This is a genomic window from Pacificoceanicola onchidii, assembly GCF_004804335.1.
In the GTDB taxonomy this organism is placed as follows: domain Bacteria; phylum Pseudomonadota; class Alphaproteobacteria; order Rhodobacterales; family Rhodobacteraceae; genus Pacificoceanicola; species Pacificoceanicola onchidii.
Window position 1 is genome coordinate 289,089 of the sequence record NZ_SRXY01000001.1, and the last position, 12,318, is coordinate 301,406.

Annotated in this window: 9 protein-coding genes; 4 read left to right on the forward strand and 5 right to left on the reverse strand. The window is 64.7% G+C overall.

Going from position 1 to position 12,318, the window contains the following annotated elements:
- Positions 1–53 precede the first annotated feature (53 nt).
- Entirely contained in the window at positions 54–815 is a 762-nt protein-coding gene (locus E4662_RS01390) for an NAD kinase (protein WP_136439457.1), read from the reverse strand.
- A 166-nt stretch (positions 816–981) separates the two neighbouring features.
- On the opposite strand from E4662_RS01390, the gene glyA reads away from it, so the two are divergent.
- The 3 genes from glyA (at position 982) to E4662_RS01405 (ending at position 5,161) form a co-directional block, all read left to right on the forward strand.
- Positions 982–2,277, forward strand: coding sequence for a serine hydroxymethyltransferase (glyA, locus tag E4662_RS01395; RefSeq protein WP_136439458.1), 1,296 nt, complete (start codon positions 982–984; stop codon positions 2,275–2,277).
- 121 nt (positions 2,278–2,398) lie between these two features.
- On the forward strand, positions 2,399–3,004 hold the full coding sequence (locus E4662_RS01400; protein ID WP_136439459.1) for a class I SAM-dependent methyltransferase: 606 nt from the start codon (positions 2,399–2,401) through the stop codon (positions 3,002–3,004).
- Between the two features lie 198 nt (positions 3,005–3,202).
- Positions 3,203–5,161 (forward strand): bifunctional 2',3'-cyclic-nucleotide 2'-phosphodiesterase/3'-nucleotidase, encoded by a 1,959-nt coding sequence (locus E4662_RS01405; protein ID WP_136439460.1) that lies wholly within the window; start codon positions 3,203–3,205, stop codon positions 5,159–5,161.
- Between the two features lie 114 nt (positions 5,162–5,275).
- On the opposite strand, the gene E4662_RS01410 is transcribed toward E4662_RS01405, so the two are convergent.
- The 4 genes from E4662_RS01410 to E4662_RS01425 all read right to left on the reverse strand — a co-directional run bounded on the left by E4662_RS01410 (position 5,276) and on the right by E4662_RS01425 (position 9,218).
- Complete coding sequence (locus E4662_RS01410; protein ID WP_136439461.1) at positions 5,276–6,943, reverse strand: Y-family DNA polymerase; 1,668 nt, start codon at positions 6,941–6,943, stop codon at positions 5,276–5,278.
- 391 nt (positions 6,944–7,334) lie between these two features.
- Positions 7,335–7,709, reverse strand: a complete 375-nt coding sequence (locus E4662_RS01415) for a hypothetical protein (RefSeq protein ID WP_136439462.1) — start codon at positions 7,707–7,709, stop codon at positions 7,335–7,337.
- A gap of 16 nt (positions 7,710–7,725) precedes the next feature.
- Positions 7,726–8,511: a DUF6478 family protein gene (locus tag E4662_RS01420; protein WP_240705083.1), complete on the reverse strand. Its 786-nt coding sequence runs from the start codon at positions 8,509–8,511 to the stop codon at positions 7,726–7,728.
- A 50-nt stretch (positions 8,512–8,561) separates the two neighbouring features.
- Positions 8,562–9,218: a dihydroxy-acid dehydratase gene (locus E4662_RS01425; RefSeq protein ID WP_206080243.1), complete on the reverse strand. Its 657-nt coding sequence runs from the start codon at positions 9,216–9,218 to the stop codon at positions 8,562–8,564.
- Between the two features lie 841 nt (positions 9,219–10,059).
- On the opposite strand from E4662_RS01425, the gene E4662_RS01430 reads away from it, so the two are divergent.
- The gene (locus E4662_RS01430) at positions 10,060–12,297 is read left to right on the forward strand and encodes an SH3 domain-containing protein (protein WP_136439463.1); all 2,238 of its coding nucleotides are present in this window, start codon (positions 10,060–10,062) and stop codon (positions 12,295–12,297) included.
- Positions 12,298–12,318: the final 21 nt, after the last annotated feature.

The following is a 12,318-nucleotide window of genomic DNA, read 5'->3' on the forward strand; positions in this document are numbered from 1 at the left end:
CCCGGCGTCTTGGGAGTGCCCGCTTGCCGCGCAGCACGCGGGCGCTTCATCCGTTAGACAAACTGCTCGCGAATGAGCCGTTCTTCCAGCCCGTGACCGGGGTCAAACAGCACCCTGTGCGCGATGCTCGGCTCGGAGCGGATGTGCACCTGCGCCACGTCGCGCACCGCGTTGCTGTCCGCCTCGGCCATGACCGGGCGCTTGTCCGCCTCCAGCACCTCGAAACTCACCTCTGCCCCCTTGGGCAGCAGCGCGCCGCGCCAGCGGCGCGGGCGGAACGGGGCCACCGCCGTCAGGGCCAGCACATCCGCGCCAATCGGCAGGATCGGCCCGTGGGCGCTGTAATTGTACGCGGTCGAACCGGCAGGTGTGGCGACCAGCGCGCCGTCGCAGACCAGCTCGGCCAGACGCACCTTGCCATCGACGGAAATCCGCAGCTTGGCCGCCTGCGGGCCCGCACGCAGCAGCGAAACCTCGTTGATCGCAAGCCCCCGGCGTTCCTTGCCGGAGGTGCAGATCACCCGCATGGTCAGCGGGTTCAGAACCGCCTCTTCCGCCGCCTCCAGCCGCTCGACCAGACCGTGCTCGGAATACTCGTTCATCAAAAAGCCGACCGTGCCGCGGTTCATGCCATAAACCGGCGCGGGGTTCTCTTCGGTGCGGTGCAGGGTCTGCAACATGAAGCCGTCGCCGCCCAGCGCCACGATCACATCCGCGCCCTCCTCGGCATGATCGCCATAGCGCCGGGTCAGCCCGGCCAGCGCCGATTGCGCGATATCCGCCCGCGAGGCGCAAAAGGCGATCCTGAGTGACATGAGGTTTCCTGTGTGCTCCGATTGAAGCCAAAACAACCACAAAGCCCCGTCCAGCGCCAGTGATGGCGTAAGATAAATCTGCTGCGTCGGTTTAGAGCCTTTGCGCCCATTCTTGTTTCCGTTACATGAGCGTCAAATTCCCGGATTCTCCAAAGGAGCAAGGACGATGAACGCATCCATCCGCGACAACGGTTTCTTTACCGAAAGTCTGTCTTCCCGTGACCCCGAGCTGTTCGGTTCGATCACCGGCGAGCTTGGCCGCCAGCGCGACGAGATCGAACTGATCGCCTCCGAAAACATCGTCAGCCGTGCGGTCATGGAAGCCCAGGGCTCCGTGATGACCAACAAATACGCCGAAGGCTATCCGGGGCGTCGCTACTACGGTGGCTGTGATTATGTCGACGTGGCCGAGAACCTCGCCATCGAGCGCGCCAAGGAGCTCTTTGACTGCGGTTTTGCCAACGTGCAGCCGAACTCCGGCTCCCAGGCCAACCAGGGTGTCTTTACCGCGCTGATCCAGCCCGGCGACACCATCCTCGGCATGAGCCTTGATGCGGGTGGCCACCTGACCCACGGTGCCCGCCCGAACCAGTCCGGCAAGTGGTTCAACGCGGTGCAATACGGCGTGCGCCAGCAGGACAACATGCTCGACTATGACCAGGTCGAAGCGCTCGCCAAGGAACACCAGCCGAAGCTGATCATCGCTGGCGGTTCCGCCATCCCGCGCCAGATCGACTTTGCCCGCATGCGCGAGATCGCCGATATGGTCGGCGCATACCTGCACGTGGACATGGCGCATTTTGCCGGTCTTGTGGCCGCCGGTGAGCACCCCTCCCCCTTCCCGCACGCGCATGTGGCCACCACCACCACGCACAAGACCCTGCGCGGCCCGCGCGGCGGCATGATCCTCACCAACGACGAGGCCATCGCCAAGAAGATCAACTCCGCGATCTTCCCCGGCATCCAGGGCGGCCCGCTGATGCACGTGATCGCGGCCAAGGCCGTGGCCTTTGGCGAAGCGCTGCGCCCGGAGTTCAAAACCTACCAGCAACAGGTGATCAAGAACGCCCAGGCGCTCTCGGATCAGCTGATCAAGGGCGGTCTGGACACCGTGACCCACGGCACCGACACCCATGTGGTGCTGGTTGACCTGCGCCCCAAGGGCGTGAAGGGCAACGCCACCGAAAAGGCCCTCGGGCGCGCCCATATCACCTGCAACAAGAACGGCGTGCCGTTTGACCCCGAAAAGCCGACGATCACCTCCGGCATCCGCCTTGGATCGCCCGCAGGCACCACCCGCGGCTTTGGCGAGGAAGAGTTCCGCCAGATCGCGGACTGGATCATCGAAGTGGTCGACGGGCTCGCGGCAAACGGCGAAGAAGGCAATGCCGAGGTCGAAGCCAAGGTGAAAGCCGAGGTTGCAGCGCTCTGCGCCCGCTTCCCGATCTACCCCGAGCTCTGATCCTCTGAGGGATCTGAACAGGGAGCGGCCCATGCAGCGATGCATGGGCCGCTTGCGTTTTTCGGCAGTGTTGATCCCCGGGCCGCTGGGATAGACTGCGCCGAGCACATGGGAGACACGCATGGCACAGGCGGATTTTTGGGATGGCATCGCGGAGCGCTACGCCGCGCGCCCGTTGAGCAAACCGGAATTCTGGGAAGCGACGCTGGAGCGCTGCCGCCACTGGCTGGAGCCGCAAATGCGGGCGGTGGAACTGGGCTGCGGCACCGGCTCCACGGCGCTGCGGTTGGCGGACTGCGTGGCCAGCTACACCGGCACGGATGTCTCCGGCGAGATGATCCGCATCGCTGCCGCCAAACAGGCGCCGGAGGGGCTGAGCTTCCTTCAGGCCGATGCGTCCGCAGCGCTGGACGGCGGCGCGGATGTGGTTCTGGCCTTCAACCTTCTGCACCTGATCCCGGACCTGCCGGGGCTTTTGCGCGCGGTGTTTGCGGCGCTGCCCGAGGGTGGGCTTTTGATCTCCAAAACGCCGTGTCTTGGGCACAAACGCTGGCTGCGCCCGCTGATCGCCGGACTGCGCTGGATCGGCAAAGCCCCGCCGGATATCGGTTTTTTCCGAACCGACGCGCTGGAAGCGCTGATCCGGGACGCGGGTTTCGAGATCCTTGAGACCGGCGACTACCCCGCCAGCCTGCCCAGCCATTTTGTGGTGGCGCGCAAAGGCTGAGGTTTTTCGGGGCGCTGCCCCGCCGCCTTCGGCGACTCCCCGAGGTATTTTGGGCCCAAAGAAACCGGGGGCGTGCCTCTGCGCGGCGCGCTTCACAAAGCCGTGTGGTCGGTGCCCGCGGGATTTTATTGCATCCGTGTTACACTGGTGCCTTACTGCTCGTTCAGGGACTCACACTTCGCTTGAAAGGATTTCTCCATGACCCTCTTCAGACCCAGCCGCCGCGCTTTCATCGCGGGTTCTGCCAGCCTCGTGGCGCTGCATCCTTTCTCGGCCCAGGCCCAGGGCGCGCAGGCGCATTTGCGCATCATGGAGACCACGGACCTGCATGTGCATGTTTTTCCGTATGATTATTATGGCGACCGCCCGGTGGACACGGTTGGCCTTGCGCGGACGGCGGCGCATATCAACGAGATCCGGGCCGAGGCGACCAACACGCTTTTGGTGGACAATGGCGACTTCCTTCAAGGCAACCCGATGGGCGATTACATCGCCTATGAGCGCGGCATGAAAGAGGGGGACATGCACCCGGTGATTGCGGCGATGAACGCGGTTGGTTTTGATGCGGCGACCGTCGGCAACCATGAGTTCAACTATGGCATCGAGTTCCTGATGAAATCCGCCGCCGGGGCAGAGTTCCCGATTGTTCTGGCCAACGTTGCCAAGACCAAGGGCGCGAACCCGCGCGAAGATGAGACGCTGTTCAAGCCGTATGTGATTTTGGAGCGCGAACTGACCACCGGCTCCGGCGAGACGCATCCGATCAAGGTCGGCATCATCGGCTTTACCCCGCCGCAGGTGATGAACTGGGATCGCAAGCATCTGGAGGGCAATGTCGAGGCGCGTGACATCGTCGAGACCGCAAAGGCCTATGTGCCGGAGATGCGCGAAGCCGGGGCGGATATCATCCTGGCCCTGTCGCACTCCGGGATTGGCTCGGCGGATCATGCGGATGGCATGGAAAACGCCTCGGTGCCGTTGGCGGCGGTTGACGGGATTGACGCGCTGGTCACCGGTCACAGCCACCTTGTCTTCCCCTCGGCAACCTATGCGGAGTACGCCGGTGTTGACGCAGACAAAGGCCTGATCCACGGCAAACCGGCGGTGATGGGCGGTTTCTGGGGCTCGCACCTTGGCGTGATTGACCTGATGCTGGAGCGCGATGGCGGCGGCTGGCGTGTGGTGACAACAGAAAGCGCGACACGCCCGATCTCCAAGCGCAACGAGGACCGGTCGGTTACGGCGCTGGTCGAGAGTGACGAGGCGGTGTTGGCCTCGGTGCAACAGGAGCATGACGAGACGCTGGCCTATGTGCGCCGGGCCGTGGGCAAGACGGCCGCGCCGCTGCACAGCTATTTCGCGCTGGTGGCGGATGATCCGTCGGTGCAGATCGTCTCGATTGCGCAGAAATGGTATATCGAACAGATGCTTGCAGGCTCCGAATACGCCGGGCTGCCGGTGCTCTCTGCGGCTGCGCCGTTCAAGGCCGGGGGCCGGGGCGGACCGGAGTATTACACCGATGTGCCGGTGGGCGACGTGGCGATCAAGAACGTGGCGGACCTCTATTTGTACCCCAACACCGCCCGCGCGGTGAAGGTGACGGGCGCGCAGGTGAAGGACTGGCTCGAACGCTCTGCGGGCATGTTCAACCAGATCACCCCTGGTGAGACTGATCAGGTTCTGCTCAACCCCTCCTTCCCGTCCTACAACTTTGACGTGATCGACGGGGTGTCTTACGAGATCGACCTGTCGCAGCCGTCGAAGTTCGGCCCGAAGGGGGAACTGGAGAACCCGGATGCGAGCCGCATTTTGAACCTGACCTTCAACGGCGCGCCGCTGGATATGGATGCCGAGTTTGTCATTGCCACGAACAACTATCGCGCTTCGGGCGGCGGCAATTTCCCCGGCACGGGCGATACGATCATCTTCGAAGCGCCCGACACCAACCGGGACGTGATCGTGCGCTATATCGTCGAGCAAGGCACGATTGATCCCAAGGCCGACGCCAACTGGGGGTTTGCGCCGATGGATGGCACCTCCGTGCTGTTTGACACCGGACCGAAGGCGAAGGATTTCGCATCGGATGTCAAAGGCGTGAAGATCCAGGAAGCCGGGGATGGCGCGGACGGGTTTGCGCGGTTCCGGATTGATCTGTGACCCAGAACTGACCCCGCCCCGGACCTGATCCGGGGCCTGTTGACCTGAGGTTTTGCGCCGCGCTGACGCGCGTCGCCACGCGGGGCCGCTCTTCGTACGAAGAGCGGCCCCGTTTCACGCAAACTCCCCCTGACAGAACCAGCCAGACGACAGCGCGCCGCCGTGGGCGTAGAACAGCCAGAGCCGCGCGCCGTCTTCGGTGTCCACCGCCCAGTAATCGCGGGGGCCCGAGCGCCATTCGGGGTCTTCGAGCCACCATTCGGGCAGGATGCGCTCCGGCCCGCGCGTGCCCGCAACCCGGTACACCCGCCCGCGCCAACGGAAATCCGCCCCCAGACGGGGCTTGTCCGGCGCGTGCACAGGTTCGGGCCGCCAGAGCATCAGTGGGCGCGGCACACCCACATCCGGCCAATCCTCGGCGGGCTCGGTCCAGGCCGCCATGACCACCTGCGCACCCTTTTCCGGGATGTGGCTGTCGCCGGGATGGCGGCGGGTGATGGCTTCCATGCCGATGCGTGCGGACAGCCGGTTGAGCAGATCCTCCCGCGCCGGGCCGATCCCCCCTGCCTGCCGTGCCGCGCCCCGCGCGGCGGCCTCGGCGTGGCCCGCGATGGTGCGGGCGTGGATGACCTCATGCACCACCGCCTCCATGCGCAGCATGTCGATGCCGGGACCGGCGTCGATCTCTTCGACCTTCAACTTCAGAAGCGGCAGGATGCGGGCCGGATCGTGCCCGGCGACGGCGAGTTTCAGCGTCAGCCACTGCATGGTGTGATCGGCCCGGTGCGCCTCCAGCCGCAGGACGCGCACGCCGCGGCTCTTGTCCTTGAGCCGCGTACAAAGCGCCTCTGCCATGCGGGTCAGCGCCTCCTCCACGTCCTCGGCCAGACCAATCGGATCCGGCAGGGAGAGCCGGACGGAAAACCGCTCGGGGGGCACCGCCGGGCTGACCGGTTCGGGCGCGCTGCCGGTGGCTTTATCAAGCTGATCCACGAGGCCCCGCCCAAAGCGCCGCGCCAGCCCGGCGCGCGGCTGACCAATCAGATCTCCCACGGTGCGCAGGCCAAGGCGGTGCAGCTGGTTCTGCGTGTAACTGTCGATCCTGAGCGCCGCGACGGGCAGCGGCGAGATCGCGGACCAGCTTTTGCCAATGTCCGCGATGCGCCCCTCCGGCAGTTCCCGCGCGGGCGCGCCGGGGGGGGTGCCGCCGCGCTCCCAATGCCGCCGCTTGCCTTTGCTGGCGCGGGCGCGGGTGGCGCGGGCCTCCTGATCAATGGCATCGCCGGAACGGTGGTTGCCCACGTCCTGCTGGGTATAACGCGCCAGCGCCCAAGCCGCGCCGAGCGTGTCCGCGATGCCAAGCCGGACGGTGAGGCCAAGATCGGCGCAATCGAGCGCGACCTGCGCCGCCAGCGCCTCCTCTCCGCCAAAGAGATGCGCGCAGCCGGTCAGATCAATGACCAGCGCATCCGGCGGCTCCGCCCGGACCCAGGGGGAATAGCGTCCGGCCCAGCGGTGCAGCACGTCAAGAAACAGCGCCTCGCGGTGCGGGATGGCGGCGCGGGTGAGCAGATCGGCGCACATGGCATGGGCGTCGCGCAGCGGCTGGCCCTGATACAGCCCTGCGGCGCTGGCCTTTTTATTGAGCGCGGCGACAAGCTGCGCCTGCCCTTCCTCGGCCACGGTGACAAAAGGCGCATCCGCAAGCCAGGGCTCCGCCCGGATCAGGCGTTCAGCGCCAAGGCGCGGGAACCAGAGCGAAAGGACACGGCGGTGAGGCATAAGGGAACCGGCAGAATGTTCTTCTTATGTTCTAGTGCGGTTGGGCGGGGGAGTCGAGTCCGGGCGGGGTGACGGGGGTCGTTGCGCGCACCCGGGCGCGGACCTGATCCGGGACCTCCTGGAAGAGTACAAGTCGCGCCATTGACGGGCCCTGGCATGGCGATCCGATCTCTGTTCCCCTCGATTTATCCCTGTCACTGGCGCGCTAGGCTGGTGTGGTGCCCAGCGCCAAACCAATCGCCGTGCCGTCACGCCAAAGGCGTGCCGAGAGCATGTCGGCGCACCTTTGGTGCGACGGGACGGCCCGTCATGTCCGAGACATGCTTCCAGCATGATGGCGCGGCGGCCTGCGGCCTTGATTCCGCGCAGGGGTGCAAAGAACAAACGCCCCCTAAGTCGTCTCCAGGCAATGCCGCCGGAAGGCGCGTTTGAGCATGTCAAGCTCAGCCCGCAGAAGCTCCACCTCCGCGCGGATGTCATCGCCCATGACCTCCCCCGCAATCAGGGTGAAACTGTCCAGCAGAACCTCCGTATTGGCGTCGGTGATCAGGAAAGTCTGCACCCCGTCACCCAAAGCCTCCAGAGGCACCGGGATTTCCACCACCCAGGAGGTCTCCCCCGCTTCGGTCACCGTCACCCCGTGCAAAGACTGATCGCGCAGGGTCACCGAAATATCCGGCGCGCCCGCGTCCTTGACCTGCGTGGTCAGCAGCCCTTCCCAGATGCCCTCGCGGAACCGGGTCTTGGTCAGTTCGAAATTGCTCATCGGCCCCTATCCCCGGTCACAGTTCCGCCCGTTTGCGGCGGCTGAAGGTCAGATCGCGCAGCACCACCTGGTTCATCTGCGGCCCTTCAAAGATCAGGTCGAGCCACATGCGCTCGATCCGCTTTTCGTTCAGTTTCGTGTAGGCCAGATCAAACTCCACCCGGATCTCATCCTGATGCAGCGGCAGTTCGCGCACGATCTGTTCCGTGTTCGGCCCGTGTTTGATGTTGAGACGGGCGAAAATCTCCAGCCGCTTTTCCATCTCCACAATCGTATCGACGCGGATCAGATGTTGGCGCGAGAGACCGATATGCGCCGATTCCGGCAGATCCACCGCGAGGCTGAGATACGATCCGTCAAAGCGAAAGACGTCCATGCGCAGCCCGTAGGCCGCCAGATCCGCCGCGCGCATGTTGCGCAGCTGGCGCAGGGTCAGTTCGGAGGCGGCGCAGTCGTGAAAGAGCGTGACCTGATCGCCCAGCATGCTTTTCGATTTCACAGAAGACAGACCCGGACGCGGCAGCGGGCCGCACCACAGCTCAGGCCGCCACGCCCAATCCGCATCCGGCGGGCGCGGGAAAGCCTGATTGCCGATCACCGGCAGCGCCAGCCGGGCGTCCGCCACATGGATCAGCTCGTCCAGCTGCGCCTTGACCTTGCGGGCCATGCCGCGCTGGCGGCGCAGTTCCGGCAGCTCCGTCTCGCGCGCGGATTTGGCCATCTGGGTCCAGCGCCGCAGCGCCCCCAAATGCAGCGCGCGGGTCAGGAAGTTGCGCTTTTCGCCGGTCATTGGCTGTCCCATGCTCTGCCTCGTTCCGGGGTCACATCACCGCTTGAATTGCGGCAGTATTATCACAAATCCTTCGGATTGAATAAACGTCCGAACAATCCGCCCGGTTTTTTCTCAGCTGTGGCGGGGCTGGCTTCCGGCGCCGGAGCGCTATCGCCCCGCGCGCTGCTCAGGACCACGATCTGGTCGCGCACCCGGCCCAGCATCCGCCCGCCGCGCGCGCCGACATAATCGCTGCCTTCGGGCGCATAAAGAGCAAGCAGAACAAGGCGGTTCTTGAGCAGGAACGCCCCGCGCCAATGCCGCGCGGCCACGCCTTCCGGCCCATCGCCGCCGCTGCTCAGGTTGGCAAGGATCAGCCCGCGCTCGTCGCCTTCGTCCAGAAGCTCCGCCCCGGCGGCGGCGGCAAATCCCTGCGCCGAGGGCAGCGCCGCGTCAGGACCGGCAGGGCCAACGGTGACCGTGATCAGGACAGGCTCGACAAAGTAGCCAACCTCGCCGTCCGAAAGGCTCATGCAGGAAGCGATCAGCGCAAAATCCCGGCTGCCGCCGGTGTCGAGCGTCTTTGGGTCAATGCAGTAGCCTTCCGGCCCGGACACGGTGATGGCACCGCTGGCCAGCTTGGCCTCTGCTATCGGCGCAGCATCGCTTTTCGCACCGCTCTGCGCGCCCGGAAGCGGCAGACAGCCCGCAAGCCCCAGCGCCAGAACAGCCGCCACGCCCGCCTTTGTTAACCCGTTTCTCACCCGCATCGCGCCGCGATGACCTCCCACAAATCGTCAGTTCCAAAGCAATAGCGAAGCCAGCTTTGGGGGGCAAGTGTTTGCGAGCGTTGAAGAAACGCTTGACCGCCGGGCTTATCTCGCAAAGGGATTAGGCTGTGGAACATCGTTCATCGTTGGCTCGATGTTCAAAATTCCTGAACCAGACCAAAGGGCCACGTCGCGCAATTCTGCCCCGAATGCCAAGCATCTCTGACCCAGACCGGCTATTCCGCGGGCTAGCTGGCGTGGTTTGCATGCCGGACGAAGCGGGCGTTGGCAGTGAGCGATCCCGATGTGGAATGGCCTTAAGCAGTCATTGAGTTCACCCCGTCCCGGACTTGATCCGGGGCCTCATGGCTAGAGCACAAGCCGCGTCTATTGACGGGCCGTGGCATGGCGATCCCACCACTGATCCCCTTGATTTATATCAGAAACTGGTGCGCTAGCTAGACATTGCGCCCAGCACCAACCCAATCGCCGTGCCGCGGGGACGGCCCGTCGATGGCGCGGCGCCCTTCGGGCTTGATTCCGCGCTTATGGTGAGGGGAATGACTACTCAAGGCTCTTTGAGCCGGATCCTCCCGAACCCAAACTCGGCACTCTGGGCTCTTCCCCCTTTAGCCGCGTTCTGCGTCAAGTTCTGGATGCGCTATTTCTCAGATTTTGAACCCGTTTTGACGCAATAGTCGAATTCGCCAGACGTTCCACAGCCCCCTCTGCCTCCCCCCATCCGTAAGCCCACGCCGCCTAGGGTCCGGTTTTCCCGCGTTGACAGACGCGGGGGTGCGCCGTGATCATGTATGACATTACGTCAACCGATCTGCCCGGGGGGGACACCGTGCGCCATTTGATTGCCCTGACCGCCGCCTTTGCGGCCACAAGCCTGCCCGAACCTGCCAGCGCGCAGGAGATCATCGGCTTTGACCGTGACAGCTATGGCAGCGTCGTGCTCAAGCGCACGCAAAGCGCCGGGGCGGGCGGGATGCAGTTTGAACTCTCCGTCGGCCAGTACAACAACGAAAGCATTCAGAACTATTCGCCGCAGAGCGTCTTTGCGACCATGGGCCATTCGGTGGGCCGGCTCGATATTCTGACCGATGCGGGCATCTTCCCCTGCACCGCCTTTATCGTCTCCAAGAAACATATCCTGACAAACTATCACTGCGTGCCGGGTATCCTCGACAACACGCAGACCGGCGCGACCCGCATCGACGCGGTGCAGTTTGTCGCCGGGTACGTTCAGCAGGGTGTGGAGGAAGGCACGCGCACCTACACGGTCTCACCCGCCCCGGTGGAGGCGCATGAAGATCTCGATTACGCGGTGCTCGAAGTGCTCGGCAACCCTTCGGCGGAATACGGAATGCTGGAGCTGTCAGGCGGCGTGCCGCAGGACGGCGATCCCTATTGGGTCATTGGCCACCCCATGGGCGAGGCCCAGCGCATCAGCCGCGAGAAGTGCCGCGCCAACCGCCCTGCCCTGTCCGGTCATCAGCTTTTGCACACCTGTGATACGCTGCCGGGCAACTCCGGCTCGCCGGTGATCGACACCTCGCTGCGGCAGGTGATTGGTCTGCACCACGCGGGCTCAAAGCGCGATGCGGTCAATTTTGCCATTCCGATGAAGGATATTCTCAAGCGCTCGCAAGTGCTTGTGGCCGGGCTTGGCTCCGGGGTGGTGAGTGACGCCAGCGGTGGCGGCGAGACGCCCCCGCCCACCGAAGACACCGCCGGGGCAGACAAGACCGCCATGTGCGACGGGCTTTACGCCGAGGCCAAGGATCTGAACCAGTGCTTTGCCTATGACGCCTACCTGAGCCTCTGCGAAGGCCACCCCTACGCGGTCTTTGCCCAAGGCTATGTGGCCAGCCAGTGCGGCGATACCGGCGGTGAGAACGTTGTGACCCACGATCCCACGCCCCCGGCCCCGCCCGCCCCGCCGCAAACGCCGACCTACCTGCGCCCGTGGTGCAGCAGTGCGAACCTGAACAACACCGAGTGGGCGATCTGCAACGATGCTTATCTTGCCGGTCTCGATGAGCAGATGTCGCGCGCCTATTCCAGCCAGAGCCACACCTCCGCGAGCCAGCAGGGGTCGTGGCGCACCGGTACGCGGGACGCCTGCGGCAGCAACACCTCCTGTATCAGCCGGGTTGTGCTCGACCGGATCACCTATCTCAACAACCCGCCCGCCCCGCCGCCGCCGACCAATACCGGCAGCTATCGCTCCGTGCGTGGCAACTACACGCTTGGCTCGAACCAATGTTACATCGTGACCGCCTCGCGTACCTCCGTCTCCGAGGCCCAGCGTTTCATCGCGCAATGGTTCCCCCGGCACACGGGCACGCGGATCTTCCATGCGTCCAACGGCTATTACGGCGTTGTTTATGAGACCACCTCGAAGTCCCGCGCCGACGCGCGGCTGGCGCAGCTGAAGTCCCAAGGCACGATCCCCAGCGACAGCTATTGCTCTGTCGGCAGCCGCTATGTGGCGGAGATCGTCTATGGCAGTGGTGGCGGTGGTGGTGGCGGTGCGCCCGCGCCGTCGGGCTACACCATGTATGTGGACAACAACTCCGACATGTCGCTCAACGTGCGAAGCGGGCCGAGCACCTCGAACCGGATCGTGACGGAAATCCCTTCGGGCCAGACCGTCACCGTGGTCGGCTCTTCGGGAAAATGGTCGAACATCATCACCAAGGGCGGCACGCGCGGCTGGGTCTACTCGCCGCTTTTGACCTCGAACCGCCCTTCGGCCACGCGCACCTGCACCGGCTGGGTCACCGGGCTGCGCCCGATCTCGCAGTATAACACCAGCACCGGCGCAGGCTTCCTGTCGGTGCGCAGCGAGCCAAACACCAGAACCGGTCGCCGCCTGACCGAGCTGTACCTCGGCGACCGCGTGACCGTGCTGCGGCAGAGCGGCAACTGGGCCATGGTCCGCTGCGCCTCCGGCCAGTGCAAAAGCCCGTATCGGGGCATCGCCGGAGCCACCGGCTGGGCCTCCAAGAAATATCTGAGAATTCAGTGCAACTGACATTTCCCGGCTGAGTAGCCA